This is a genomic window from Streptomonospora litoralis, assembly GCF_004323735.1.
GTDB classification, from domain to species: domain Bacteria; phylum Actinomycetota; class Actinomycetes; order Streptosporangiales; family Streptosporangiaceae; genus Streptomonospora; species Streptomonospora litoralis.
In genome coordinates this window covers 5,190,287-5,214,651 of sequence record NZ_CP036455.1, presented here as the reverse complement: position 1 = coordinate 5,214,651, position 24,365 = coordinate 5,190,287, and the positions used below count along the sequence as shown (strand labels likewise).

Annotated in this window: 26 protein-coding genes; 15 read left to right on the top strand and 11 right to left on the bottom strand. The window is 71.0% G+C overall.

Features of this window, described 5'->3' with window-relative positions; translation table 11 throughout:
* Positions 1-20 precede the first annotated feature (20 nt).
* The 4 genes from EKD16_RS22185 to EKD16_RS22170 all read left to right on the top strand — a co-directional run bounded on the left by EKD16_RS22185 (position 21) and on the right by EKD16_RS22170 (position 4,251).
* Positions 21-1,364, top strand: coding sequence for an extracellular solute-binding protein (locus EKD16_RS22185; RefSeq protein WP_242677118.1), 1,344 nt, complete (start codon positions 21-23; stop codon positions 1,362-1,364).
* A 75-nt stretch (positions 1,365-1,439) separates the two neighbouring features.
* Positions 1,440-2,432, top strand: a complete 993-nt coding sequence (locus EKD16_RS22180; RefSeq protein ID WP_131101068.1) for a carbohydrate ABC transporter permease — start codon at positions 1,440-1,442, stop codon at positions 2,430-2,432.
* Positions 2,425-3,264 carry a carbohydrate ABC transporter permease gene (locus EKD16_RS22175; protein ID WP_131101066.1) on the top strand — a complete coding sequence of 280 codons (840 nt, stop codon included), beginning with the start codon at positions 2,425-2,427 and terminating at the stop codon, positions 3,262-3,264. Before EKD16_RS22180 ends, EKD16_RS22175 begins: the two co-directional genes overlap by 8 nt.
* A gap of 267 nt (positions 3,265-3,531) precedes the next feature.
* Positions 3,532-4,251, top strand: a complete 720-nt coding sequence (locus EKD16_RS22170) for a potassium channel family protein (RefSeq protein ID WP_207391377.1) — start codon at positions 3,532-3,534, stop codon at positions 4,249-4,251.
* Positions 4,252-4,354: 103 nt separating this feature from the next.
* Here EKD16_RS22170 and EKD16_RS22165 read toward each other — a convergent pair whose 3' ends face one another.
* On the bottom strand, positions 4,355-5,173 hold the full coding sequence (locus EKD16_RS22165) for an IclR family transcriptional regulator (RefSeq protein WP_242677117.1): 819 nt from the start codon (positions 5,171-5,173) through the stop codon (positions 4,355-4,357).
* Positions 5,174-5,282: 109 nt separating this feature from the next.
* Between EKD16_RS22165 and EKD16_RS22160 the strand changes: the two genes are divergently transcribed.
* From EKD16_RS22160 to EKD16_RS22135, 6 genes are all read left to right on the top strand, one after another.
* Entirely contained in the window at positions 5,283-6,497 is a 1,215-nt protein-coding gene (locus EKD16_RS22160) for a CaiB/BaiF CoA transferase family protein (protein WP_131101060.1), read from the top strand.
* A gap of 7 nt (positions 6,498-6,504) precedes the next feature.
* Positions 6,505-7,287: an enoyl-CoA hydratase-related protein gene (locus tag EKD16_RS22155; protein ID WP_131101058.1), complete on the top strand. Its 783-nt coding sequence runs from the start codon at positions 6,505-6,507 to the stop codon at positions 7,285-7,287.
* 160 nt (positions 7,288-7,447) lie between these two features.
* Complete coding sequence (locus EKD16_RS22150) at positions 7,448-8,434, top strand: Bug family tripartite tricarboxylate transporter substrate binding protein (RefSeq protein WP_242677116.1); 987 nt, start codon at positions 7,448-7,450, stop codon at positions 8,432-8,434.
* Positions 8,434-9,195: a tripartite tricarboxylate transporter TctB family protein gene (locus tag EKD16_RS22145; RefSeq protein WP_131101054.1), complete on the top strand. Its 762-nt coding sequence runs from the start codon at positions 8,434-8,436 to the stop codon at positions 9,193-9,195. Before EKD16_RS22150 ends, EKD16_RS22145 begins: the two co-directional genes overlap by 1 nt.
* 45 nt (positions 9,196-9,240) lie before the next feature.
* On the top strand, positions 9,241-10,887 hold the full coding sequence (locus tag EKD16_RS22140; RefSeq protein ID WP_165498636.1) for a tripartite tricarboxylate transporter permease: 1,647 nt from the start codon (positions 9,241-9,243) through the stop codon (positions 10,885-10,887).
* 189 nt (positions 10,888-11,076) lie between these two features.
* Positions 11,077-11,499 (top strand): winged helix-turn-helix transcriptional regulator, encoded by a 423-nt coding sequence (locus EKD16_RS22135; protein ID WP_207391376.1) that lies wholly within the window; start codon positions 11,077-11,079, stop codon positions 11,497-11,499.
* 28 nt (positions 11,500-11,527) lie between these two features.
* Here EKD16_RS22135 and EKD16_RS22130 read toward each other — a convergent pair whose 3' ends face one another.
* The 4 genes from EKD16_RS22130 to EKD16_RS22115 all read right to left on the bottom strand — a co-directional run bounded on the left by EKD16_RS22130 (position 11,528) and on the right by EKD16_RS22115 (position 14,824).
* Positions 11,528-12,163 (bottom strand): class I SAM-dependent methyltransferase, encoded by a 636-nt coding sequence (locus EKD16_RS22130; RefSeq protein WP_131101050.1) that lies wholly within the window; start codon positions 12,161-12,163, stop codon positions 11,528-11,530.
* Between the two features lie 122 nt (positions 12,164-12,285).
* Positions 12,286-12,924 carry a response regulator gene (locus tag EKD16_RS22125; RefSeq protein WP_131101048.1) on the bottom strand — a complete coding sequence of 213 codons (639 nt, stop codon included), beginning with the start codon at positions 12,922-12,924 and terminating at the stop codon, positions 12,286-12,288.
* Positions 12,912-14,099, bottom strand: a complete 1,188-nt coding sequence (locus tag EKD16_RS22120) for a sensor histidine kinase (RefSeq protein WP_242677115.1) — start codon at positions 14,097-14,099, stop codon at positions 12,912-12,914. Before EKD16_RS22120 ends, EKD16_RS22125 begins: the two co-directional genes overlap by 13 nt.
* Positions 14,100-14,281: 182 nt before the next feature.
* Positions 14,282-14,824 carry a GNAT family N-acetyltransferase gene (locus tag EKD16_RS22115; RefSeq protein WP_131101044.1) on the bottom strand — a complete coding sequence of 181 codons (543 nt, stop codon included), beginning with the start codon at positions 14,822-14,824 and terminating at the stop codon, positions 14,282-14,284.
* A gap of 473 nt (positions 14,825-15,297) precedes the next feature.
* Between EKD16_RS22115 and EKD16_RS22110 the strand changes: the two genes are divergently transcribed.
* Positions 15,298-16,059 (top strand): class I SAM-dependent methyltransferase, encoded by a 762-nt coding sequence (locus EKD16_RS22110; protein ID WP_242677114.1) that lies wholly within the window; start codon positions 15,298-15,300, stop codon positions 16,057-16,059.
* A 66-nt stretch (positions 16,060-16,125) separates the two neighbouring features.
* Here the strand turns inward: EKD16_RS22110 and EKD16_RS22105 are convergent, their stop codons facing one another.
* Both EKD16_RS22105 and EKD16_RS22100 read right to left on the bottom strand, forming a co-directional pair.
* On the bottom strand, positions 16,126-16,305 hold the full coding sequence (locus EKD16_RS22105) for a hypothetical protein (RefSeq protein ID WP_131101039.1): 180 nt from the start codon (positions 16,303-16,305) through the stop codon (positions 16,126-16,128).
* Between the two features lie 19 nt (positions 16,306-16,324).
* Positions 16,325-17,149 carry an SDR family oxidoreductase gene (locus EKD16_RS22100; protein ID WP_131101037.1) on the bottom strand — a complete coding sequence of 275 codons (825 nt, stop codon included), beginning with the start codon at positions 17,147-17,149 and terminating at the stop codon, positions 16,325-16,327.
* Between the two features lie 309 nt (positions 17,150-17,458).
* Between EKD16_RS22100 and EKD16_RS22095 the strand changes: the two genes are divergently transcribed.
* On the top strand, positions 17,459-18,184 hold the full coding sequence (locus tag EKD16_RS22095) for a polyamine aminopropyltransferase (RefSeq protein ID WP_131102865.1): 726 nt from the start codon (positions 17,459-17,461) through the stop codon (positions 18,182-18,184).
* 36 nt (positions 18,185-18,220) lie between these two features.
* Here EKD16_RS22095 and EKD16_RS22090 read toward each other — a convergent pair whose 3' ends face one another.
* Both EKD16_RS22090 and EKD16_RS22085 read right to left on the bottom strand, forming a co-directional pair.
* The gene (locus EKD16_RS22090) at positions 18,221-19,042 is read right to left on the bottom strand and encodes an SAM-dependent methyltransferase (protein ID WP_131101035.1); all 822 of its coding nucleotides are present in this window, start codon (positions 19,040-19,042) and stop codon (positions 18,221-18,223) included.
* 253 nt (positions 19,043-19,295) lie between these two features.
* Positions 19,296-19,733: an SgcJ/EcaC family oxidoreductase gene (locus EKD16_RS22085; protein WP_131101033.1), complete on the bottom strand. Its 438-nt coding sequence runs from the start codon at positions 19,731-19,733 to the stop codon at positions 19,296-19,298.
* A 321-nt stretch (positions 19,734-20,054) separates the two neighbouring features.
* On the opposite strand from EKD16_RS22085, the gene EKD16_RS22080 reads away from it, so the two are divergent.
* Positions 20,055-21,218 carry a macrolide family glycosyltransferase gene (locus tag EKD16_RS22080; RefSeq protein ID WP_207391622.1) on the top strand — a complete coding sequence of 388 codons (1,164 nt, stop codon included), beginning with the start codon at positions 20,055-20,057 and terminating at the stop codon, positions 21,216-21,218.
* Between the two features lie 807 nt (positions 21,219-22,025).
* On the opposite strand, the gene EKD16_RS22075 is transcribed toward EKD16_RS22080, so the two are convergent.
* On the bottom strand, positions 22,026-22,352 hold the full coding sequence (locus EKD16_RS22075) for a DUF397 domain-containing protein (RefSeq protein WP_131101029.1): 327 nt from the start codon (positions 22,350-22,352) through the stop codon (positions 22,026-22,028).
* 16 nt (positions 22,353-22,368) lie between these two features.
* Positions 22,369-23,223 carry a helix-turn-helix domain-containing protein gene (locus EKD16_RS22070; protein WP_131101027.1) on the bottom strand — a complete coding sequence of 285 codons (855 nt, stop codon included), beginning with the start codon at positions 23,221-23,223 and terminating at the stop codon, positions 22,369-22,371.
* A 126-nt stretch (positions 23,224-23,349) separates the two neighbouring features.
* On the opposite strand from EKD16_RS22070, the gene EKD16_RS22065 reads away from it, so the two are divergent.
* Both EKD16_RS22065 and EKD16_RS22060 read left to right on the top strand, forming a co-directional pair.
* Positions 23,350-23,736 carry a hypothetical protein gene (locus EKD16_RS22065; protein WP_131101025.1) on the top strand — a complete coding sequence of 129 codons (387 nt, stop codon included), beginning with the start codon at positions 23,350-23,352 and terminating at the stop codon, positions 23,734-23,736.
* Positions 23,736-24,356 (top strand): ATP-binding protein, encoded by a 621-nt coding sequence (locus tag EKD16_RS22060; protein ID WP_131101023.1) that lies wholly within the window; start codon positions 23,736-23,738, stop codon positions 24,354-24,356. Before EKD16_RS22065 ends, EKD16_RS22060 begins: the two co-directional genes overlap by 1 nt.
* Positions 24,357-24,365: the final 9 nt, after the last annotated feature.

The following is a 24,365-nucleotide window of genomic DNA, read 5'->3' as shown; positions in this document are numbered from 1 at the left end:
GAAGACGACGGCAGGCTCGCATGACCAGAGAAACGGAGTTGGTCGTGAAGATTCCCGCCAAAGCAGTACTGTCCGCCTCCACCGCGCTCGGCCTCGTCGCGGCACTGACCGCGTGCGGCTCCGACGAGGGGTCCGGCGGCGGCGACCAGACGCTGACCTACTGGGCGAGTAACCAGGGGGCCAGCGTCGAGGAGGACAAGAAGGTCCTCAAGCCCGCCCTGGACCGCTTCACCGAGGAGACCGGCATCGAGGTCGAACTCGAGGTCATCCCGTGGAGTGAGCTGTACAACCGCATCCTCACCGCGGTCAGCAGCGGAGACGGCCCCGACGTGCTCAACATCGGCAACACCTGGGCGGCCAGCCTGCAGGAGACCGGCGCGTTCGTGCCCTACGAGGGCGCGGACCTGGAGGCGGTCGGCGGCCAGGGCCGCTTCGTCGAGACCAGCTTCGCCACCGGCGGCGCCGAAGGCGAAGCGCCGACTTCGGTGCCGCTCTACGGCCTCTCCTACGCGCTGTTCTACAACCCCACCATGTTCGAGGAGGCGGGCATCGAGGAGCCGCCCTCGACCTGGGAGGAGTTCATCGACACCGCCAACGAGCTGACCAAGGACACCGACGGCGACGGCGAGCCCGACCAGTACGGCTTCACGATGGAGGCCGGCAGCGAGCGGCAGAACTCCCACTTCGCCCACGTTCTGGCGCAGCAGTACGGCGGGCAGCTGTGGAACGACGGCCCGAACTTCACCTCCCAGGAGGTGATCGACGCCGTGAAGATGCGGGTCGACATGATGGCCCAGGAGAACATCGTCGACACCAGCAACGCGGAGTTCAGCGACGGAACCCAGTCCATCGGCGACTTCGTCGACGGGCGCGCGGCCATGATGATGATGCAGGGCAGCGCCCGCACCACGCTGGCCTCGCGCGACTTCGACAACTACGAGATCGCCCAGATCCCGATGCTGGACCCGCTGCCGGGCAAGCCGATCCAGAGCCACGCCGCCGGCATCAACATCAGCGTCTTCAACGACACCGAGAACAAGGAGGGTGCGCTGCAGCTGGTGGAGCACCTGACCAGCCCCGAGGAGCAGGTCTACCTCTCCCAGGAGTTCCAGACGCTGCCCGTCGCCACCAAGGCCTACGACGACGAGGCCATGCAGACGGACTCCATGCAGACCTTCCGCACCATCCTGACCGAGCACGCCTCCCCGATGCCGCTCATCCCCGAAGAGGGGCAGATGGAGACCGTGCTGGGCGAGCAGATCGCCGGGCTGTACTCCGACGCGGCGACCGGTAGCGAGATCACCGAGGACGACATCCGCGCGGCCATGGAAGAGGCCGAGACGCAGATGGACGCCGCCAACTAGCCGCGAACCAGGTCAGTGCATCTCGCCGGCCGCCCCGCCCGCTGAGGCGGGGCGGCCGTTCGATGGAGGCCCTTGATGTCGACTACCGAACAACCGCGGTCCCGCGCCGAGGAGGAGGCCCCGAAGGCCGACTCCGGACGCGGCTCCGCCCGAAAGCGGCGACGGCCACGCTCGTCGTTCCTGCCCTACGGCATGGTGCTGCCGGCGGCCGTGATGGAGCTGCTGATCCACATCATCCCCATGCTGCTGGGGATCTACATCGCGTTCCTGTCCCTGACACAGCTCACGATCCGCAACTGGACGTCGGCGCCGTTCGTGGGGCTGGAGAACTTCATCCGGGGACTCGACCCCAGCGGCTCGCTCGGCGGCGCCCTGTTCGAGAGCCTGTTCCGCACGGTCCTCTACACCGCGCTGGTGGTGGGTCTGTCGTGGGCGCTGGGCATGGCTGCGGCGGTCGCGCTCAACTCCCGCTTCCGCGGACGCGGGGTGCTGCGCACGCTGTTCCTGGTGCCCTACGCGCTGCCGGTCTACGTCGCCGCGATCATCTGGGCGTTCATGTTCAACCAGCGCGACGGGATGATCAACCGGCTGCTGGTCGAGGACCTCGGTCTGCTGGACGACCGCCCGTTCTGGCTGATCGGCGGGAACTCGTTCTGGGTGCTGGTGATCGTCTCGATCTGGCGGCTGTGGCCGTTCGCGTTCCTGATGCTGCTGGCCGCGCTGCAGAGCATCCCCGCGGACATGTACGAGGCCGCCGCCATCGACGGCGCCTCGACCTGGAAGCGGTTCACCGGCATCACCCTGCCCATGGTGCGGTCGGCCAACGCCGTGGTCCTGCTGGTCATGGGGCTGTGGACGTTCAACGAGTTCAACATCCCCTATCTGCTGTTCGGGGACACCTCACCGGAAGCGGCGCGGCTGATCTCGCCGCTGATCTACGAGCACTCCTTCGTCAACTGGAACTTCGGGCTTGGGGCCGCGATGAGCGTCCTGCTGCTGATCGTGCTGATCATCGCTTCGGCGGTCTACGTCCGGATGGTGCTGCCCAAGGGGCGTGGCAATGACTGAGACAACCGGTTTCCGCTGGTTCCGCCGGATCACCCTGGCGTTCCTCACCGTCTTCACCGTGCTGCCGCTGTATGTGCTGGTGGTGACGTCGGTGAAGCCCCTGGAGAACGTGCGGGGGCTGTTCACCTGGCTCCCCGACCGCATCACCTTCCAGCCCTACGTCGACATGTGGTCGACGATCCCGCTGGCCCGCTACCTCACCAACAGCCTCGTCGTGACGATCACGGCGACGGTGCTGGCGCTGATCATCTCGGTGCTGGCGGCGTACCCGCTGGCGCGGCTGCGCTTCCGCGGCAAGCGGGTGTTCAGCATGACGGTGCTGTCGACGCAGATGTTCCCCGGCATCCTCTTCCTGCTCCCGCTGTTCCTGATCTTCGTGCAGGGGGAGGAGATCCTCGGCATCCAGCTCACCGGCTCCTACACCGGGCTGATCATCACCTACCTGACCTTCGCCCTGCCGTTCTCGATCTGGATGCTGGCGGGCTACATCCAGGCCATCCCCGAGGGGTTGGAAGAGGCGGCGATGATCGACGGCACCAGCCGGATCGGCGCGCTCGTGCGGGTCATCCTGCCGGTGGCCCGCCCCGGCATCCTCGCCGTCGGCGTGTTCGCCTTCATCACGGCCTGGGGTGAGGTGCTGTTCGCCTCGGTGCTGACCGACACCGAGACCCGGACCCTGTCCATCGGCCTCAAGCTCTACACCAGCCAGGTCGACACCCTGTGGAACCAGTTGCTGGCCGCGTCCCTGACGATCTCCCTGCCGGTGATCGTCGCGTTCATGCTGGTCCAGCGGCACCTCGTGTCCGGACTGTCGGCCGGCGCGGTCAAGTAGCCCGCCGACCGCCGCGGGGCGCCGGAGATCCGCTCCGGCGCCCCGCGGGCCCGTCCGGGCGCGGCGGGTGCGTCAGACCCCACCCGCGTGCGCAGCGCCGAAGCCCTCCTGGTTAGCGTTGCCGATGTCGATTCGGCGCGCGGCACAGCCCGGATGCCTGTGCCGCCGCGCCCGCGACACGGCTCGAAAGGCGCACAGCAGATGAAAGAGGCGAGCGCACGCAGCGGTGCGGCATTGGATACGTGGCGCAGACGGACATTGGTGCCGATGCTGGCGGCCGCGGTCGTCTTCCTGGCCGCCTACGCCTGGCCGATCCTCGATCCCGACCTGCCCGCCCTGTGGGAAGGCGTCTGCGAGGCGGTGCTGACCGTCGTGTGGGCGCTGTTCGCGGCGGACTACGCGATCCGGGTGTGGCTGGCGCCCGGGCGCTGGGCGTTCGTCAAGCGGAACTGGTTCGACCTGTTCGTGCTGCTCCTGCCGATGCTGCGATCGCTGCGGCTGGTCCAGGTCGTCATGGTGCTGAGCCTGGTGAACAAGCGAGCCGGGACGACCCTGCGCGCCAGCGTCGCCCGCTACGCGGCGGCCGCGGCCTTCCTCGTGGTGTTCTGCGCTGCGCTGGCCGTGCTGGACGCCGAACGCGGCGCGCCGGACGCGCTCATCCAGACGTTCCCCCAGGCGCTGTGGTGGGCGGCCACGACGGTGACGACCGTGGGTTACGGCGATCTGTACCCGGTGACGGCGAGCGGCCGGCTGGTGGCGGGCGTGCTGTTCACCGCGGGGATCGCCCTGCTGGGTGTGGTGACCGCGACGCTGGCCTCCTGGTTCGTCGACAAGTTCAACGAGAACCAGGAGAACGCCGCCGCCACGCGCGCCCAGGTCGCCGAACTGGCCGACGAGGTCCGCCTGCTCCGCGAGGAGATCGCCGCCCGCGACCGCCTCACCGGCGGCGAGCGTCAGCCCGACCGCGGCGCCGACAGCGAAGGTTGACAGCGCGGGTCAGGCGCGGCTCGCCGCCGCGGTCCCGCTCGGCCGCGGGTTTCCGCGCGACCGGCGCGCACGCCGCCCGCCCGGCTGAGGGCGCCGCAGCACCTCACGGCTGCGCACACCCCAGCACCTCCGACACCGTCCGCGCGGTGCGCCGCGCCTGCGGGCCCAGTTCGTGCATGCGCTCCTCGGGCATCCGGGATTCGGGGCCGCTGACGCTGATGCAGCCGACCACCCGGGACTCGTGGTCGAAGACGGGCGCGGCGACGGTGCGGATGCCGGGCGTGCGCTCGGAGTACGAGCAGGCGTAGCCGGCGCGGCGGGCCTCTTCGAGTTCCGCGCGCAGGCGTTCCGGGTCGGTGACGGTCGCCGGCGTCACCGCCTCGATCGGACCGGCCAGCAGCGCCTCCGCCTCCTGGCGCGGCAGGAACGCCAGCAACGCCTTACCCGGTGCGCCGTAGACCAGCGGGATGGGCACGCCCATCTCGGTATAGGTCCGCCGCAGCGCGTGGTGGCTCTCGACCTGGTCGACGACGGCGCGTTCGTTGCTCGGCAGCAGTTCGTGCAGCCCCACGGTCTCGTCGGTGAGCGCCCGCAGCTCCCGCATCGCGCCCATCGCGGCGTCGCGCAGGGTCGTGGGAAACGCCCCGCTGCGGGCGAGCTGCACGAGCAGCGATCCCAAGGCGTACTGGCGCTGGGCGGTCTGCCGCACCAGCCCGTTCGCCTGCATCGACGCCAGGATGCGGTGGGTGGTGCTGGTGGACAGCCCGGTCGCGCGGGCGAGGTCGCTGATGCCCATCTCCGGCCTGCGCGGACTGAAGCACTTCAGGATGGCCACGGCGCGGTCGATCGCCTGCACGCCCGGCTTCGCGGCCCCGTTGCCCTGCGCGCCGGCGGCGGCGCGGCCTTCCGTCGTCTCGCTCAATTTCGCCCAACCCATTGACGTTAACGTGTGAGCAATCGTACGTTCCTGTTATACGGGATTGCATCCCACTATACGGGATGCGCGTTAAGACAGGAAATCAGGTGCGTGGATGAAGCCGCTCGACGGATTCCGGGTGCTCGATCTCACCCGCTTCCTCTCCGGGCCCTACTGCACGATGGTGCTTGCGGAGCTCGGGGCCGACGTCGTCAAAGTGGAGCAACCCGGCACAGGTGACGACTCCCGCCGGCTGGCCCCCAAGGTCAACGGCGAGAGCTACCCCTTCGGTATGCCCAACCGCAGCAAACGCAGCGTCTCCCTCGACCTCAAGGACGAGCGCGGCCGTGCCGCGTTCCACCGCATGGCCGCCCGAGCCGACCTGGTCATCGAGAACTTCCGGCCGGGCGTGGTCAAGCGCCTGGGCATCGACCACGAGTCCCTGCGCGAGGTCAACGACTCCCTGCTCTACTGCTCCATCAGCGGATTCGGCCAGACCGGCCCCTACCGCGACCGGCCGGGCTTCGACATCATGGCGCAGGGCGCCGTGGGGTTCCTGCGCATGACCGGCCACCCCGACGGCCGCCCCGCCAAGGTCGGCATCGCCATCAACGACATCGCCGCCGGCGCCACCGCGATCTACTCGATCCTCGCCGCCGAACTGAACCGGCGGGCCACGGGCGAGGGCGACTACATCGACATCTCCCTCGTCGACGCCGGACTGGCGTGGACCGTGTGGGAGTCGGGCGCCTACTTCGGCAGCGGCGAGGAGCCGGCGCCCACCGGCACCCGTCACCGCCGGTCGACGCCTTACCAGGCCTACCGCACAGCGGACGGCTATGTGACGATCGGAGCTAACAACGACCGGTTGTGGCGCCGGCTCGTCGTCGACGGACTGGAGCGGCCGCACTGGCTGGAGGACGAGCGCTTCGCGACCCTCACGGCGCGCATGGAGCACATCGACGAGCTCCAGGAGGAGATCGAGGAGGTCACCGCCACCCGCACCACCGCCGAGTGGATCAAGATCCTCGACCGCGCCGGCGTGCCCGGCGGGCCCGTGCTCACCTACGCCGAAGCACTGGCCGACCCGCACATCCTCGCTCGCGGGATGATCGGCAACGTCGAGCATCCCATCATCGGGCCGATGCAGACCATCGCGCCGCCCGCCAAGTTCAGCTCCCTGGAGTTCGACATCCAGGGCCCCGCCCCCTGGCTGGGCCAGCACACCACAGACGTCCTCGCCGACGCCGGCCTCACCGAGGACGAGATCGAGGCGCTCTACGCCGACAGCGTGGCCTTCGACGAGCACCCCGACATGCAGGGAAGGTAGGCAGCCCATGTCCGACGACCTGAAGGTCGAGTACTCCGGCGCGGTCGCGACGCTCACCCTCGACCGGCCCGACAGCCGCAACGCCATCCGGCTGGAGATGTACCGCGAACTGCCCGGGCTGCTGCGCGGCATCGACGACGACCCCCGCGTCAAGGTGCTGGTGGTGCGCGGCGCCGGCACCAAGGCGTTCGCCGCCGGCGCCGACATCAGCGAGTTCCGCGAAGTCCGCGCCGACGCCGAGAGCGCCCGCTCCTACAACGAGCAGGTCGCCGCCGCCGAGCAGGCGCTGGAGGGCATGGCCAAGCCGACCGCGGCCATGGTGCACGGTTACTGCGTAGGCGGCGGCTGCGGCCTCGCGCTCGCCTGCGACCTGCGGTTCTGCGACACCGCCGCGCAGTTCGCCATCACGCCTTCCAAGCTCGGCCTCGTCTACAGCCTGGAGTCCACGCGGCGGTTGGTCGACCTGGTGGGGCCCGCCCAGGCCAAGTGGATCCTGTTCTCCGGCGAACGCGTCGACGCCCAGCACGCGCTGCGCACCGGGCTCGCCGACGCGGTCACCGAGCCCGGCGACCTGGCCGAGGAGGTCTACGGCTTCGCCGAGCTGGTCAGCGGGCGGGCCCAGTACAGCGTCCGCGCGGCGAAGGACATCGTCCGCCGCATCGTGGCCGGCCAGCGCCGCGACGACGCCGAGACCACCGAGCTGCGCAACGCGTCCTTCGACACCGAGGACTACGCCGAGGGCGTGCGCGCCTTCCTGGAGAAGCGCGCGCCCGAGTTCACCTGGTCCTGACGCCGGCGCGCCTCTGCCGCGGCGCGGCCGGCCCGAGTACCGGCGGGGCGGGCACCGGCCCGTACCCCCCAAGCCCCGTCCCTGCGACGGCACCCGTCCCACGCGGACCACTGTCCCAGACCCCCATGACAGCGCACCGTGCCGGCAAGGAGGCACCGCCATGCCGATGAAGAAGACAGCACTCCTACTCGCCTCGGCCACCACAGTGCTGGCCACCGTCACCGCCTGCGGCGCGGGCACCGCGGCCCAGGAGAACCCCGACAACTACCCCAGCAAGGAACTGGACTGGACGGTCGCCTTCGGGCCCGGCGGCGGCAACGACATCATGTCCCGCACCATCGTCGAGATCCTCAACGAGGAGAACCTCTACCCCTCCGACATCGTGGTGGAGAACCGCGAGGGCGGCAGCGGGGCCAAGGGGTGGGGCCACCTGCTCAGCAACTCCGGCGACCCCTACGTCATCTCGACCACCTCCGGGTCGTTCATCACCACCCCGCTGCAGGCCGACACCGGCTGGACCTACGACGACTTCACCCACATCGGGCTGTTCGCCACCGACGACATGCTGTTCGTCACCCCCGGTTCGAGCGACCTGGCGAACTGGGAGGACTGGGTCGCCCACGCCAAGGAGGAGGGAAAGGTCTCGGTCGGCGGCATCGGCACGGTCAACGTCGACTTCATCATCCACGCCGCCCTGGCCGAACAGGCCGGCTACGAGATCGAGTACATCCCCTTCAACGAGGAGGGGCAGCTGCAGACGGCGCTGTCATCGGGCTCGCTCGACGCGATGGTCTCCAACCCGGGCTCCATCATGGGCCAGGTCGAGAGCGGCGACGTGCACCCGCTGCTGTTCACCGGCCAGGAGCCCATGAAGGCGCTGCCCGACGTGCCCACCGGCAAGGAGAAGGGCTACGAGGGGCTGGTCTCCATGCCGCGCGGGCTGATCCTGCCGCCCGAGGCTCCCGACTACGCCCGCGAGTGGTGGATCAAGACCATGAAGAAGGTGGTCAAGACCGACGCCTGGCAGGAGTACCTGGACAAGAACCACCTCACCGCGAACGTCCGCTGGGGTGACGACTTCAGCACCTACCTGGAGGACACCGCCACGCAGTTCGAGGAGAAGCTGAAGGCGCAGGGGGCCATCTGATGGCGAAGACGCCGACGTCGCGGGTGCGGCTGCCGTTCCAGCGTGCATCCGCCGAGCGGGAACCGGGCGGCGCCGGACACGCCGGGGACGGCCGGCGCGAGCCGGGCGGCCATGAGCCCGCGACCGGCGGCGCCGGAACCCCCGGAACGGGGGCCGGCGCCGCCGCCGGGCGGCGCCGGTCGCCGGTGTCAGGGCAGTCCGCCTTCTACCTTGTGCTGGGGGCGCTGCTGCTGGGTTACACCGTCATGGCCTTCGGCATGGAGTGGCAGACGATGGCCGGCCGCGTCGGACCCGGGCTCTTCCCCCGGATCATCGGAGTGCTGGGAGTGGCGGCGGTCGGGCTGTGCGTCGTGCAGAGTCTGCGCGCCGACCGGCGGGCGGCCGCCGACCGGGCGCAGGCGGCGGCCGAAGCCGGACCGCCGGAGGCCGACACCGCCGAACGGGAGGCCGGTAGCGCGTCCCCGTCCGCTACGCAGACCGCATCCGCCGACGACCAGGCCACCGGCGCCGACGAAACGCGGCGCCACCCGTGGGCGGTCCTGGCGCTGTGCGCGATCCTCGCGGTCTTCGTCACCGTGATGGTGCCGGTCGGCGCCGTGGTCACCGGTTCGGTCGCGCTCATCGCGTCCCTGCTGGTGTGCGACCGGTCGCACCCGGTGCGTTCCGTGCTGATCGGGGCCGCCTTCCCGGTGGCGCTGTACGCGGTGTTCGTCTTCCTCCTCAACGCGCAACTGCCACCCGGCATCCTCCCGCTCTACTAGAGCGCCCTTTCGAAAAGCCGAGACCGCAGATCCTCGGAGCCCAGTATGGACATCTTCACCAACCTGGTGAACGGCATCATCGGGGTGCTCTCGCCCACCACCCTCCTCTTCTTGTGCATCGGCGTGCTCGTGGGCATGTTCGTCGGTGCCATCCCCGGCCTGGGCGCCTCGGCGGGGCTGGCGATCCTGCTCCCGCTGACCTTCGGCCTGGAGCCCACCACGGCGATCGTCATGCTCGCCGCCGTCTACTACGGCGCTATGTACGGCAACACGATCACGGCGGTGCTGATCAACACCCCCGGAGACTCGGCCGGGGTGGCCACCATCCTGGAGGGCCACCCCATGGCCCAGCAGGGGCGCGCCGGTCCGGCGCTGGTCATCGCGGCTGTGGCGTCGTTCTGCGCGGGCACGGTCGCGGTCGTGCTGCTGAGCATCACGGCGCCGGTGATGGCGGGGGTGGCCGCGTCGTTCGGCCCGCCCGAGATCTTCCTGCTGGTGGTCATCGGGCTGCTCACCCTCGTCGTCCTGGTGGGCCGCAACTGGCTGCGCGGGCTGGTCTCGGTGCTGATCGGCTTCGCCATCGGCACCGTGGGCATCGACGTCGGCGGCGGCACGCAGCGCTACACCTTCGGCTCCACGGAGCTGATCAACGGGATCGACTTCATCCCCGTGGCCATCGGCCTGTTCGGACTCGGGGAGATCCTGTGGACGCTCTACCGCGGCGGGCACCGCGGGGGCGCGTCGCCGATCCGGCTGGACCGGCGCTCCAGCGCCTTCTGGCCCAGCAGGGAGGAGTGGCGCCTGGTGCGCGGCCCCATCGCGCGCAACACGCCGCTGGGGTTCGTGCTCGGTGTGATCCCCGGCGCCGGCGCCACCGTCTCCTCGCTCATCGCCTACAGCATCGAGAAGGGTCTGTCCAAGCGCCCCGAGCGTTTCGGCAAGGGCGCCGCCGAGGGCCTGGCCGCCCCGGAGACGGCGAACAACGCCGCGGCGACCGGCGCGATGGTCCCGCTGCTGACCCTGGGAATCCCCGGTTCGGCCTCCACCGCCGTGCTGCTGGGCGGCTTCCTGATGTGGGGCCTGCAGCCGGGCCCGCTGCTGATGACCCAGGAGCCGGAGTTCGCCTGGGGACTGATCTCCAGCATGTACCTGGGCAACGTGATGCTGCTGCTGGTGAGCGTGTTCGCGATCCCGCTGTTCGCCACCGTCACCAAGACGCCGTTCCGCACGCTGGGGCCGATCGTCATCATCCTGTGCGCGTTCGGGGCGTTCGCCGTCAACGGCAGCGTCGTCGAGGTGGGCATCATGTTCGCCTGCGGTGTGCTGGGGTTCTTCATGCGGATGTACGGCCTGACGCCCGCGGCGACGGTGATCGCGCTGGTGCTGGGGCCCATCGCCGAGCAGACGCTGCGCCAGACGCTGCTGCTCGACGGCGGCATGGAGGTGTTCCTGCAGCGCACGCCGTCGCTGATCCTGCTGGGCGTGATGGTCGTGCTGCTGTGTGTCCCGGCCGTCGGTCCGGCCGTGAAGAGCGGACTGGCCCGCGCGGTCGAAATGCGCCGCGGTGGGACGACCGGGGAAGCCGACTCCGCGAAGGCCCCGCGGTCCGGTGAATCCGCGGAGCGGCACACGCCCGACGATTCCGAGCACGCGGGCGCGGGCCGCAGCGACGAGGCCGCGAAGGAGCCCTGACGTATCGGCGGCGAGGCCGCCTGCGGACGCGTCGGACCGGTGGGCTACCTTGGGTGGGCCACCGGTCCGATGGCGTGTGGCGCCGGTATCCGGCCGATTCGGTCAAGCAGCGGACGCCGCCTCACTCCGCGGCTCCGCAACCCGGGCCCACGTGCCGACCGGTCGCTCGACGGGGAGGAGCAGACGAAAGTGCCCGACCATGTGCTGACCGCCGGGGCCGCGGCCGCAGCACCGACCCGCACCGCGTCCGCCGCGCGACGCACCTCCGGTGCCGCGGTAGAACCGCAACGCGTCTGCGCGCGCTTCCACGCCGCCATCGAACTCATCGGGGCCCGCTGGACCGGGGCGATCCTGCGCGTCCTGCTGACCGGACGGCTGCACTACTCCCAGATCCGGGAGTCCGTGCCCGGCCTGAGCGACACCATGCTCGCCCAGCGGCTGCGCTCCCTGGAAACCGAGGGGATCGTCGCCCGCGAGGTGCTGTCCACCGCCCCGCCACAGGTCGAGTACCACCTCACCGACAAGGGCCGCGCCCTCGAACCGGTCCTCGACGCGGTCCGGGAGTGGGCCCAGCGCTGGTACCCCGACCCGTCCGCCTCCCACATCGGCTGAACCCCCGCGCTGCCGGGCAAGCGGGGCGTCAGGCACCCGAGCGCGGTCGGCGGAGTACCCACCGCAGGGCGCGCATGGGGTGGCCGGTCAGGCTGGACGATTCCGTCTCCGCGGCGTCGACGAGGTCGAAACGGGCGAACAGCGTGGCCAGGCGGCGGGGGTCGTGGTGGCGGAACACGCCGCCGTCGGAGGTCTCGAAGACGCCGCGGACCGGATGCGGCGACTCGGCGTAAGCCGTCAGGTAGCGCGCGCTGTCCTGCAGCGGGTTGTCGCACAGGAAGACCAGCCCGCCCGGTGCGCACAGCCGCTCGGCCTCGGCGACGACGCGGCGCTGCTCCGCGTCGTCGGGGATGACGGCCAGCACCGAGATGAGCAGCACCGCGTCGAAGGCGCCGTCGGGGTGGTCCAGCGGGAGGCGGGGCGCGTGCTCCAGCCGCAGATCGGGCGACTCGCGGCGGCCGCGGGCGATCAGCGCCGCCGAAGGATCGGACCCGACGGTGTTGCGGTACCCGCAGCGGGCGAGGTCGCGCATCGCGCGGCCGTAGCCGCAGCCGAGGTCCAGGATGCGCGCCCGCGGCCCGAGGTGCTCGGCGATCGACTGGAGAGGGACCGGGTGCGTGAAAGCCTTCTCGGCGCCGGGCCCCTCCCAGTAGGCGATGGCCATGCCGCCCCCTCCTTCCCGCAGCGGCACGGGCGCGCCGCCGTCGCCACGACTATGCCACCGGCCGGGCACGCACGGTAGTGGCCCGCCGTTAGGCGAGCCCGCCGACAGGGGGCGGGTGCCGCCTATTCGCCCAGGTGCGCCAGAACCGCGCGCACCCGCCGGTGGCCGGCGTCGTCGGCGGCCAGGTCGAGCTTGGTGAAGATGCGGCCGATGTGCTTGTGCACCGCGCCCTCGGTGACCACCAGGCGCTCGGCGATCTCGGTGTTTCCCAAGCCCTCGGCCATGAGCGCCAGCACCTCCCGCTCGCGCACGGTCAGCCGGGACAGCGGGCGCTCCTTGCGGCTGAGCAACTGGCTGACGACCTCCGGGTCCACGGCCGTCCCGCCCCCGGCGACGCGGGTCAGGGCGTCGGTGAACTCCTCGATGCGCGCCACCCGGTCCTTGAGCAGGTAGCCGATGCCCCGCGCGCCGTTCGTGAACAGCTCCGAGGCGTAGACCTCTTCCACGTACTGCGAGAACACCAGCACGGGCAGGCCGGGCCGCGCGCTGCGGGCCGCGATCGCCGCCCGCAGGCCCTCGTCGCGGTAGCCCGGCGGCAGCCGCACGTCGGCGATCACCACGTCCGGCTCGTGCGCATGGACCGCGGCGAGGAGGCCCTCGGCGTCGCCCAGTACCGCGACCACCTCGTGGCCGGAGGTGTCCAGCAGCAGCTTCAACCCCTCGGCGAGGATGGTGTTGTCCTCGACGATCAAGACTCGCACGGTATCTCCACAGTGATCACGGTCGGCCCGCCTGCCGGGCTGACGACCGACGTCGTTCCGTCCAGGGCCGCCACCCGGCGGCGCATCCCGCCGAGTCCGGTGCCCTCCGCGGAGTCCGCGTCCTCCGCGCCGCCGATCCCGTCGTCGATCGTTTGCACGCGCAGCGTCGGCCCCGACCGTTCGAGGCGCACCTCGACCGAGGACGCCGCCGCGTGCTTGGCCGCGTTGGTGAGGGACTCGGCCACCACGTAGTAGGCCGCGGCCTGTACCGACGCCGGAACCTCGCCCAGCGAGCCCACCTCGGCACGGGTCGGGAGAGGGCAGCGCGCGGCCAGTGCGGAGACGGCGCCCTCCAGGCCGCGGTCGGCCAGGATGGGCGGGTACATCGTGCGGATCACGTCGCGCAGCTCGGTCATCGCGTCTTCGGCGCGTCCCCGGATCTGGCCCAGCAGTTCCGCGGCCCGCTCGGGGTCGTCGGCGACCATCCGCTCGGCCACGCCCGCGCGCATGGCCAGCTCCACCAGCCGCGCCTGCGTGCCGTCGTGCAGATCGCGCTCGATGCGCCGCAGCTCGGCGCCGTGCGCATCGAGGGCCTCGGCGCGGGTGTGCGACAGCTCCTCGACGCGTTCGCTGAGCCGGGCGGCCTGCAGTTCGGCCGCCGACGGCGAAAGCAGGCGGTCCAGCAGCCGGGCGTAGCCGCCCGCCACCGCCGGGGTGCCCCACAGGAACAGCGCCGAGAACGCCGCCAGCTCCGCCAGCCCGCCGCCGACCGCGATTCCCCAGGTCTCCGCGGGTATGCCGAGGAACGCGGGCTCGACCGACAGCGCCCGCCACGCCGTCAGCTTGACGACGGTGCCGGGGACACCCACGGCCGCCAGGAGGCCGACGAGGCCCGCCGACGTGCCCAGTACGGCGTGCGCGAGCAATCCGAGCAGTGCACGCCGCGTCTGCGGGTCGCGCACCTGATCGCGCAGGCGCGACGGGCCGCGGAGCCCGGGCTCGGGCGCGGCCCCCAGCTCAGTGCGGGCGCGCCCGCGTTCCCACTCGGCCCATGCCAGCACACGCTCCAACGCGGGAGGCAGCAGCACGTAGCCGGCGCCGATGGTCAGCAGCAGCACGAGTACCGTCAGCAGCGGCAGCGCCACCAGCGCCGCCAAGCCCGTCGGCAATGCCACCAGCAGATACCGAGTGGCGCCCCAGCTCCTCGCCAACCGCCCCACGTTCATGGCGCACCCCATCAGGTAGACCTGTGATGCGGTCGATTCTGCCGCAACCGGTGGCTTTCGGGCTGTGCAGTGTGCTGTACATCGCCCGGTCCCGGACACACGAGCCGGGCTCGGCAGCTGCGGGGCCGCGGTCAGCCCCCGGTCGGGCGGTCGATCCGGTAGACGTGGTGGAGGGGTTCGTCGATCGGGTTGTCGGGTTCCAGGTCACCGCTGGCGACCCGGCGCAGCCCCGCCTTCTCCAGCGCACGCCACGAGGCGGTGTTGGCGGCGACAACAGGGACGAGAACGGCCGGGGCGTCCGGGCACTCCTGCCAGAGCTTGCCGAGGAAGCCGCCGATCATCCGGGTGCCGATGCCGCGGCCCACGCGGTCCGGGGGACCGATGAAGTAGTCGATGCTCATCGCACCGTCGGGCACCGGCACGATCGCGGACAAAGCGGCGAGGTCCTCGGGGTAGTCGGCCAGGCGCGACCGCTGGACCAACCCCAGCGGAACTCCGTCGAGGAGGGCGAGCCAGTCCTCGGTGGGCTCCTCGCCGCGGGCTGTCGGCCCGAAGTCGCGCTCGACGGCTTCAGCGGAGGTCTCGTGATTCCACCACCGCGCCACGTGCGGATGGGCGAGCCATGTGCCCAGCAGCGCGAAGTCGTCGAAGTCGATCCGCCGCCAGGTGATCATGCGATCCCCCCGCCAGTCCGTCGGGCAGTTACCGCGAGCATACGCGGAGCCGGCGCGCGTGGACCCCTCTTCGCCCCCGGATCAAGCGGCGACGCACGACCCGCCGGTGCACGCCGGTCGCGGCTCGGTGGATGTCCGACTGTGTGCGCGGCGGAAATCGCTTCACGGTTCCGGGGCACAGTGCTAACGTCGCCTCGCACGCATCAGTCCGGCTCAGTGAGGCAGGTGAGGTCCCATGTCGACCGTCGCGGTGATTGCCGTTCGCCGTCCGCGACCCCGCACTCTCGCGCGCCGCCTCGGCTGAGGTCGCGCATCTTCGCACGCTCCCTGGCGGATCTTCTCCGGGGGCGGCAGAGCACGAGGTCCGCGGATCCAGGTATGCCGCGGCACGGGCGCAGTGCCCGCCGCCGCGGTCCTCCCGTTCGCCCGAACCGGTGCGCACAGCACCGCGAGTATGACTGGAAACAGTGACCATGGACCTCACCGACATCGACGACCCGTTCCTGCAGGCGTCGCTGCGCCTCCACCACGGCATGCGGCACCACGGGCCGGGATCCGCGGAGACTACGCGGCTCCTGCTGTCCCTGGCCGGGCCGCTGCCCCCGCGTCCCCGCGTGGCCGACCTCGGGTGCGGCAGCGGGGCGGCGACCCTCGTGCTTGCCGAGGAGACCGACGCGGCCGAGATCACGGCCGTCGACATCTACGAACCGTTCCTCGGGGAACTGCGCGACGCCGCAGCGTCGGCGGGTATAGGCGACCGGATCCGCACCGAGGCCCGCTCCATCGACGACCTGGCCTACCCCGACGGGGCCTTCGACCTGGTGTGGTCGGAGGGGGCGGCGTACAACATCGGCTTCGACAGCGCGCTGCGGCAGTGGCGGCGCCTGCTCGCGCCGGGCGGCGCCCTGGTCGTCACCGAGTGCGGGTGGACCACCGACCGGCCCGCACCACAGGCGCGCGAGTTCTGGGACGAGATGTACCCGCTGCGCAGCACGGCCGAGAACGTCGCGGCGGCCACCGCCGCCGGCTACACGGTGGAGGCCGTCTACCTGCTGCCTGACCGGGACTGGTTCGACGAGTACTACACCGTCCTGGAGCGGCGCGTGGCCGCCATCGACCCCGGTGACGAGGCCATGGTGCGGGCCGGGGCGGCGCAGCAGCGCGAGATCGACCTGCGGCGCGCCCACGGCGGCGACTACGGCTACGCGGGCTACGTGCTGCGCCGGCGTTCCTGACGCCCGGCGCGGCCCCTGCCGCGGCCGGCCGCGGTCGCCTTTGGCGAACGCATCCGGTGAGGAGCCCTACCGGCTGCCCGGCGCTTCTCGGACGATCTCGAAGACCGGGTGCTCGGGCAGGTCGGCGGCGAACTCGTGGACCGGGGCGCCGGGCGGGGTCTGCAGCCGGCGGCCGCGGGCGATCTCGTCGGCGAAGGTCTTGAGGGCGGCGCGGGCGTCCTCGCCGCGGGTTTCGACCAGGCGCACGGGATCGCTCCCCGCGCCCTCATCCGCCGAACGCGGCCGCGTTCTCTCGCACCCATCGGGTGAAGTCGCGAGCCGGGCGGCCGGTGACCTCCTCCACTGTGGGCAGGACCGTGTAGCCGGCCTCCGGCGGGTCGGCGCGCATCCACAGGAAGAACTCGATGTCGGAGTCGCCGAATCCCTGCTCGCGCCACCGCGCGACCATCTCGTCCTGGCTGAGCTCCGCGAATCGCACGTCGCGCCCGAGGGCCTCGCCGATCACCCGCACCTTCTCCGGCGGGGTCAGCGCCTGCGGCCCGGTCAGCCAGTACTCGCGGCCGGCATGGCCCGCACCCGTGAGGACGGCGGCCGCGACCGCGGCCACATCCGCGTCGTGCACCATCGCGCTCTTCATCCTGGCGAAGCCGTCGCGCACGACGCCCGTTTCGCGCACGGCGTCGGCCCATTCGAGGGTGTTGGACATGAACTCCACCGGCGCGAGGGCCGCCCACTCCAGGTCGCTCGCCTCGACGGCCAGATCCAGGTCGGTCTTGTCCGTGTCGCCCTTGAGCACACTGACCCTGCGCGTCCCCGCCCGCTGTGCCAGCTCCACGATCGCTCCGCCGTTGTCCAGTGGCGCGTAGTCGTCTCCGGCGAAGCTGATCAGGTGCGCCGCCGTGACTCCGGTGAACATCTCGCTCAGGGACGCGGTGTCCGCCAGATCACCGGCGACGACCTCGGCGCCGTCCGGTAGGCCCGCCGTGGCGGGATTGCGCGTCAGCGCGCGCACGCGGTGCCCGTCGGCCAGCAGCTGTCCGACGAGAGGGCGCCCGACGTTGCCGGTGGCGCCGGTCACGAGGATGGTCATGGGTTCTCTCCTTTCGACGTGGCAACGAAGTTACGGGGAATCGCGGTCGTTTTCCGTCCGCGATCGGCCTTCCTGGCCGCGCAGGAAGCCGCGGCAGGTGCGGCCGCGCCGGCTCGCCGCAAGGAATCGTAGGCGGCCACCATCCGCTCGGACGCCCTGTTCCGCCGGTTATCGGCGCGATCGGGTCCGGCGTCGGCCGCAGGCATGCCAGTGTGGGGGTGCGGGGACCGCCGCGGCCCGCCGACTGCGCGGATGACGGACGCGGTCGAAACCGGGCGGCGGCAGTCGACGGCAAGGGAGGACGACCCGATGGGGCTGCGCTTCGAGGAACTGGACTGGCGCCCGACTCCGATGGGCGAGCTTGTGCTGCGCCGCCGGTGGGATCCGGTCTGCGCCGCCGACGTGCACGAGATCAAGCTCGGCGACGAGTTCCTCATGTCGAGCCTGTTCACCGTGGCCGAGGTGGAGATGGCCCGACTCGCCCTCGCCGAGACGCCGCACGATGAGCGTGCCGACGTCGCGGTGGGCGGCCTCGGGCTGGGGTACACGGCGCGGGCGGTCCTCGATCATCCGGGGGTGGCCTCGACGGTGGTCGTCGAAGCGCTGCCCGAGGTGATCGAGTGGCACGAGCGCGGGCTGATCCCCGCCGGTCCGCAGTTGACGGCCGACCCGCGGTGCCGGTTCGTCCAGGGCGACTTCTTCGCCATGGCCGACTCCGAAGAGGGCCTCGACCCCCTGTCCGCCGGCCGCCGCTTCCACGCGGTGCTCGTGGACATCGACCACTCGCCGGGCCACCTGCTCCGCGAAGGCCACGCCGAGTTCTACCGGGCGGCGGGCCTGCGCCGCCTGAGGCGCTTCCTGCACCCGGGCGGGGTCTTCGCCCTGTGGTCCAACGATCCCCCGGACGAGGCGTTCTCGGCCGAGCTGGGCGAGGTTTTCACCGGGGTGCGCGCCGAGGTCGTCACCTTCCCCAACCCGCTGCAGGAGCGCGACGCCGCCAACACCGTCTACATCGCCCGGACACCCGCCGCCTGAACGCCGCAGCCGCGCGGACGGGGGCGGGGCCTCGGGTCAGCCCTTCCGGGCCACGCCGCCGTACTCGGCGACCGGGCTGATCCGGTCGGCATCGATCGTTCCCGGGCGCCACAGCGAGCACGAGACCACGCCCGGCTCCAGCGGTTCCAGGCCGTCGAACAGCGCCTCGATTCGTGCCGCAGAGCGGATCGTGAGCTTGGGCGTGCCCCGTTCGTTCCACGCCGCGGCCACCTGGTGGGCGCGTTCCGGGTCGAGGTCGTCGGTGGGGTGGGAGACCACGAGGTAGCTGCCCGGGGCCAGCGCGCCCAGCAGCCGGTCCAGGATGGAGCGGACCTCGGCGTCGTCGGCGACGAAGTTGACCACACCCAGCAGCATCAGGGCCACCGGCTGCGCCAGGTCCAGGGTCCTGCCGGCGGCCGCCAGGATCGTCTCGGGGTCGCGCAGGTCGGCGCCGATGTAGTCGGTGGCGCCCTCCTGGGTGCTGGTGAGCAGGGCGCGGGCGTGCACGAGCACGAGCGGGTCGTTGTCGACGTAAACCACGCGCGCCTCGGGGGCCGCGGCCTGGGCGACCTCGTGGGTGTTGTTGCGGGTCGGCAGTCCCGTGCCGATGTCGAGAAACTGGCGCACGCCCCGCTCCCGCGCGAGGTGGTCGACGCTGCGCGCGAGGAAGCCGCGGTCGGCTACCGCGTTGTCGACGATCTCGGGGAAGAACGAGCGGATCTGCTCGCCCATCTCGCGGTCGGCGGCGTAGTTGTCCTTGCCGCCGAGCCAGTAGTTCCAGATGCGGGCGTTGTGCGGGATGGAGGTGTCGAGCCCGGGGGCGGGCGCATCGGGCGTTGCGGGGGTCTCCGAGGACATGGTCCTGCTTCCTACGGGCGCCCGGAGCGGGCGGGGACGGCGGTGTCCAGACCATTCAACGACCCCGCCGAAGCCCCGGCAAGTCCGTCCACAGGCACCGCACGGGGAGAGGCCGGGCATGGCCAAGCGCGACGTCTCCCCAACTTTCCGGCGGCCGTCCGCGCTGCCCGAGGTGGTCGAGTGGCACGAGCGCCGGCTGACCACCGGCGCAGCCCACCGGCCCGATCGCGGACCGGCGGCCGCGCAGCGCCCGCTACGAGTCACCGCCGGCGTGCCGGACGGGGGTCGTCTGCGCGAGCGCGATCCGCCACGAGTCGTCGTCCCTGGTCAGCACATAGGTGAGCGCCCCGGATGACGGAAGCGCGTCCACCTCCTCCGCGCCGGACCGGCCGTCGTGAACGCGCTTGACGCAGCTGACGAGAGCCACGTCGTCCGCCGCGAAGCGGATGTCCACGACCTCCAGGCGGGTCCGCACATCGCCGAGCGGGGAGGCCACGGCCGCGCCCATCGCCTCGGCGAACGCCCGCCTACCGAAGAGGCGGCGCCCGGCGATGTTCACGATCACCGCCTCGTCGGTGTGCAGGCGGGGCAGCGCCGCCGCATCGTTCTGCAACCGTTCGGATTGGGCGACCAGGTCCCGGATCGAGCGCTCGTCCTCGGCTGTTCCGGATGTCTTCGCCGTAGTGTCCATGGCGCCGAAGCTATTCCCTCAACTTTGCTTGAGGTCAACGGTCGGGCTGCGGTCGGGCTGCGACCACATGCGTCGGGCGCTCGGCGGACCGGACGCGAGGTCGCTCGTCCACACCCCGCCGAAATTCGCATGCGCCGCCGGACGGCAACGGCTAGCGTTTCCGTATGTACTTCCACCAGATCTACGGCTGAGAAGCCCGGCGCGCGCCGCGTGGAGCACCCGTCCCGCCCGGGGCGCGGTGCCGGTGAGTCCTACCCGCAGCCCCTGACCGACAGCCGCTGAATCTGGAGAAGTCCCTTGAACCGTCGTGCCCATATCGCCATGGTCGGCGTCCCCGCCGTCAGCCACGTGCTGCCCAGCCTGGAGATCATCCGGGAACTGGTGTGGCGCGGCCACCGCGTCACCTATGCGAACGATCCCGTTATGTCCGACCTGATCACCGACACCGGCGCCGAGCTGGTCCCGTTCACCACCACCCTGCCCACCGAGGACGGGGAGTGGACCGACGATCCCGTCAAGGGGATGGACATCTTCCTCGACGACGCCATCAGCAGCCTGCCCACCATCCGCGCCGCCTATGAGCACGACCGCCCCGACGTGTTCCTCTACGACATCGGCGGCTACAGCGCCCGTGTCCTGGGGATCAACTGGGGCATCCCGGCTGTGCAGCTCTCGCCCAGCTATGTCGCCTGGGCCGACTACGACGAGACGGTCATGGGCTGGCTGCGCGCGCAGCCGGGCGCCGACGAGCACTTCGCCAAGTTCGACGCCTGGCTGGCGGAGAACGGGGTCCACGAACTCGACCACACCTCCTTCGCGGGCAAGCCCGCCCGCGCCCTGGCGATGGTGCCGCGCGAGATGCAGCCGTTCGCCGACACCGTCGCCGACACGGTCACCTTCGTCGGCCCGTGCCTGGGTGACCGCGCCGACCAGGGCGAATGGACGCGGCCCGAGGGAGCGGAAGTCACGCGGGACGCGGAGAAGGTGTTGCTGGTGTCCCTGGGCTCCGCCTACACCAACCGGCCCGCCTTCTACCGCGAGTGCCTGCGGGCCTTCGGCGACCTGCCGGGGTGGCACGTGGTGCTCCAGGTCGGCAAGTTCGTCGACCCTGCCGAGCTGGGCGAGATCCCGGACAACGTCGAGGTCCACTCCTGGGTGCCGCAGTTGTCCGTGCTGCACCGGGCCGACGCGTTCGTGACGCACGCGGGGATGGGCGGGTCCGGCGAGGGGCTGTACACCGGGACGCCGATGATCGCGGTGCCGCAGGCCGTCGACCAGTTCGACAACGCCGACCGCTTGCAGGAGTTGGGCGTCGCCCGCCGCATCGACACCGCCGACGCCACCGCCGAGGTGCTGCGCTCCACGCTGCTGGAACTGACATCCGACCCGGAGACCGCCGGGCGCCTGGCCGAGATCAGCGCCCGGCTCCAGGCTTCGGGCACGTCGCATGCTGCCGACCTCATCGAGGCGGAGCTGCCCGGCTGAGCGGATAGGGCGGAGGCGGGAGCGCCCTCGCCGCGAATCTGGGATGTCGAGACGGCGGCGAGGGCGTTGGGTACTTCTGGGACCGGCCCTGCGGTGGCGGCGGCTCGGGTCCGCTGGGCGGTCTTGCGGTCTGCCGGGAGGCGGGCTGCCTGCACGGAACAGCGGCGGCGACGGTGACAGCGGGGTCGGGCCTGCGGTCGTCGGTTCCGGTGCTCGCCGGTGGCGCGTGTGGCGGGCGGCTCGGGTCCGCTGGGCGGTCTTGCGGTCTGCCGGGAGGCGGGCTGCCTGCACGGAACAGCGGCGGCGACGGTGACAGCGGGGTCGGGCCCGCGCCCATCGGGCCGGGTGCTCGCCGGTGGCGCGTGTGGCGGGCGGCACTGGTCCGCCGCGGTCCGGTCGGTGCATCCAACGCGCGGAAATCACCGGATCCGGGCCGTTATCTGACGAAAACCACGCGTTCGATGAGCCCATCGGGGCGGCGGCACCCGAAGTGGCGGGATCTGCCGCCGGTGGTCGTGGTGAAAGTCCCGAAGAACGCCGGTGGATTTCGTCATAGCGCCACGATCGTTCCGCCGCCCTGCGTCTTAACGGACACGCGAGGGTCTCGCCGGCCCCGACGCCGTCGCCGCCCTCCGCTGGGCGCGCCACCGGCGGGCACCCGGTGCGGTGGGCGCGGGCCCGGCCCACTGCCGTCCTCGCTGCTGCTTTTCCGCAGGCCGCCCGACACCCGGCAGACCAACAAGGCCGCCCAGCGGACCCGGGCCGCCGGGGGCCGACGCGGCGGGCCGGGTTCTGCTGCGCGCGGGATCAGACGTCGAGGGCGGCGTCCTTCACCGCACCGAGGAAGGCAGCCCAGCCGGACCCGGGGAAGTCGAGATGGCCTGCGTCTGGGTGCTTGGAGTCCCGGACGGCGATGGAGGTGGGGAGAGGGGTGTACTCGACGCAGTCTTGCCCCTGAGCCGTGCTGTAGCTGGACTTCGCCCATGTCGCGCTGGTGCATTCGACGCAGTTGGCACTGTTGGTGCTATAGCTGGAGGTGGACCAGCTTGCGCTGGCGCACTCGACGCAGTTGTCGCCCGCTGGTTGGCTGTAGCTACTCTTGTGCCACTCGTGAGGTGGATTTAGCGCGGCCATCCAGCGCCTCCCTTGGTCATTGCTGAAAATCGCTCCTCAACCGCTCGATCAGGGCGACGGTGTCGTCAGGATCTCCGGCCTTCGCTCGCAGGTGTTCAAACGCCAGGGTATACCGGCCGTAATCGGGCTCATCATCCAAATAGAGGTGCCCGCTGAGGTGCTCCACGAAGACCACCCCAGTGTTGTTGGCCGACGGCGTATCCAAGATGGTGAAGGACACACCCATGGACGCGTGGGCGCCAGCCTCGAACCGCAAGACCTGTAGGTGGACTTGTGGAAGCTCGCTCAGTTCGATGAGGTGAGCCAGTTGCTCCCGCATGACCTCTGGGCCTCCCACAGGGCGACGCAGGACCGCTTCGTCCAGGATCACCCACAACCGAGTCGGTTCCTCTTGGCGAAGAAGCTCCTTGCGTTCCTTTCGAGCGCTTACTCGCTGCTCGGTCTCGTCCACCGCCATCTCGGCATGGGCAGCCCGTATCAGTGCCCGCATGTACCGCTCCGTCTGCATCAGGCCCGGGACGAGTTGGGTCTCGTAAGTCCGCAGTGAGGTCGCCTCGGCTTCCAGACCCACGTAGGTGCTTGCGAAGACGCCCGGATAGTTATGCCACCAGCCCTTGCGTCTTGCTTCGCGGGCGAGGGTGACAAGGGCTTCTCGCTCGCGCTCATCCTTGATCGCGTATGTCTCGACGAGCAGACGGACATCACTGGGCGTTACGCGCGACTTGCCTGTCTCGATGCGGGAGATCTTGGCCTTGGACCAGTCGAGCTTCTCAGCGACCTCGTCGGTGGAGAAGCCCGCTTCCTCGCGCAGGCGGTGCAACTCCTTCCGGAGCTGTCGACCGCGAAACGTCTCGATGCGGGGTGTGCTCACGTTGTCCTCCTTGCCAGCTTCAGCAGCAGTCTAGCTGGTTGTGTGCAACGTTCCTAAATGAAACGTTGCACTAACGCGCGTTGCATGCCATGCTCTGAGTGTGGCACTACACACCCTGTGTCATCAGTGATTTCGGGAATCCATTGGAGGTTCACCGTGTCCTCGATTACCACTATCGGTACGTACGCGCCTACACCCGGTTCGCGCCGCCGCACCCTCCTCACCGACCTCGCCGCCGAACTTCACCGCATCGGCGCTCCCGCGCTCATCGCTCACTCCTCCACCGATCACCCCGTCCTATACACCGTCCGTGATGGCCGACGGGTCGCGGTTCTGGCCGTGGAGTACGGCGGCACGTGGTGGTTCATCTGGGGGAAGGAGAACCAGGTGACCGCCGATCGGCCCGATCTGGCCGCCCGGTTTCTCGGCGGGGCGAAAACTGCGGTGACCAGCCTGATGGATCGCCGTCCGCGCCCGCGCGGCTCGCGCGCTCACCTTCCGGCGGTGGCGTGATGGGCGCCCGCGACGAGCCTCCCGACGGCCGCGACCGCCCCGACAGGCCCGACAGCACCAGTGCGACCGGCCTCTACACCCTCAGCGCCGCACGCACGTTCCCGGGCCTGCGCGAACAGTGCCGCGAGGCCCGGATGTGGGCGCGGGCCCTGCTGCGGCCGTTCCCCGACGCGGCCGACGCCGTGGAACTGGTCTTCGGCGAGTTCTTCGCCAACGCCGTAACCCACACCGCGTCCGGCGAGCGTGACGGCGAGGTGTTCGCCAGCCTGGTCGGCCTGGTGTACGGCGTCATCCACCTGGAAGTGGTCGACCAGGGCCCCCGCTCCGACCGGCCGCGCACCGCCGCGCGCGTCCTGCTGCCCGACCCCGAGAGCACCGGCGGCCGGGGACTGTTCCTCGCCGCCGCGCTGAGCAAGGAATGGGGCCGCCTACCCGCCGAGGACGGCCCGGGCTACGCCGAACGCGGCTACACCAGCATCAGCAGTGCCATGGACGCGGACTCGGTACCCGAGCCCGTCACCGGCCTCCGCCGCGAGCCCCGCGCCTCCTACACCGGCCCCATGATCACCTGGGCCGACTTCACCACGGAGTGCCTCAGCCACCCGCACGCCGGCCCCTGATCTGCCGAC

Bases quoted from the DNA above. Each gene is read 5' to 3' on its own strand.
- EKD16_RS22185 (WP_242677118.1), top strand. From the start codon at position 21: ATGACCAGAGAAACGGAGTTGGTCGTGAAGATTCCCGCCAAAGCAGTA.
- EKD16_RS22180 (WP_131101068.1), top strand. From the start codon at position 1,440: ATGTCGACTACCGAACAACCGCGGTCCCGCGCCGAGGAGGAGGCCCCG.
- EKD16_RS22175 (WP_131101066.1), top strand. From the start codon at position 2,425: ATGACTGAGACAACCGGTTTCCGCTGGTTCCGCCGGATCACCCTGGCG.
- EKD16_RS22170 (WP_207391377.1), top strand. From the start codon at position 3,532: ATGCTGGCGGCCGCGGTCGTCTTCCTGGCCGCCTACGCCTGGCCGATC.
- EKD16_RS22160 (WP_131101060.1), top strand. From the start codon at position 5,283: ATGAAGCCGCTCGACGGATTCCGGGTGCTCGATCTCACCCGCTTCCTC.
- EKD16_RS22155 (WP_131101058.1), top strand. From the start codon at position 6,505: ATGTCCGACGACCTGAAGGTCGAGTACTCCGGCGCGGTCGCGACGCTC.
- EKD16_RS22150 (WP_242677116.1), top strand. From the start codon at position 7,448: ATGCCGATGAAGAAGACAGCACTCCTACTCGCCTCGGCCACCACAGTG.
- EKD16_RS22145 (WP_131101054.1), top strand. From the start codon at position 8,434: ATGGCGAAGACGCCGACGTCGCGGGTGCGGCTGCCGTTCCAGCGTGCA.
- EKD16_RS22140 (WP_165498636.1), top strand. From the start codon at position 9,241: ATGGACATCTTCACCAACCTGGTGAACGGCATCATCGGGGTGCTCTCG.
- EKD16_RS22130 (WP_131101050.1), bottom strand. From the start codon at position 12,163: ATGGCCATCGCCTACTGGGAGGGGCCCGGCGCCGAGAAGGCTTTCACG.
- EKD16_RS22115 (WP_131101044.1), bottom strand. From the start codon at position 14,824: ATGATCACCTGGCGGCGGATCGACTTCGACGACTTCGCGCTGCTGGGC.
- EKD16_RS22110 (WP_242677114.1), top strand. From the start codon at position 15,298: ATGGACCTCACCGACATCGACGACCCGTTCCTGCAGGCGTCGCTGCGC.
- EKD16_RS22100 (WP_131101037.1), bottom strand. From the start codon at position 17,149: ATGACCATCCTCGTGACCGGCGCCACCGGCAACGTCGGGCGCCCTCTC.
- EKD16_RS22095 (WP_131102865.1), top strand. From the start codon at position 17,459: ATGGGGCTGCGCTTCGAGGAACTGGACTGGCGCCCGACTCCGATGGGC.
- EKD16_RS22090 (WP_131101035.1), bottom strand. From the start codon at position 19,042: ATGTCCTCGGAGACCCCCGCAACGCCCGATGCGCCCGCCCCCGGGCTC.
- EKD16_RS22085 (WP_131101033.1), bottom strand. From the start codon at position 19,733: ATGGACACTACGGCGAAGACATCCGGAACAGCCGAGGACGAGCGCTCG.
- EKD16_RS22080 (WP_207391622.1), top strand. From the start codon at position 20,055: ATGGTCGGCGTCCCCGCCGTCAGCCACGTGCTGCCCAGCCTGGAGATC.
- EKD16_RS22075 (WP_131101029.1), bottom strand. From the start codon at position 22,352: ATGGCCGCGCTAAATCCACCTCACGAGTGGCACAAGAGTAGCTACAGC.
- EKD16_RS22060 (WP_131101023.1), top strand. From the start codon at position 23,736: ATGGGCGCCCGCGACGAGCCTCCCGACGGCCGCGACCGCCCCGACAGG.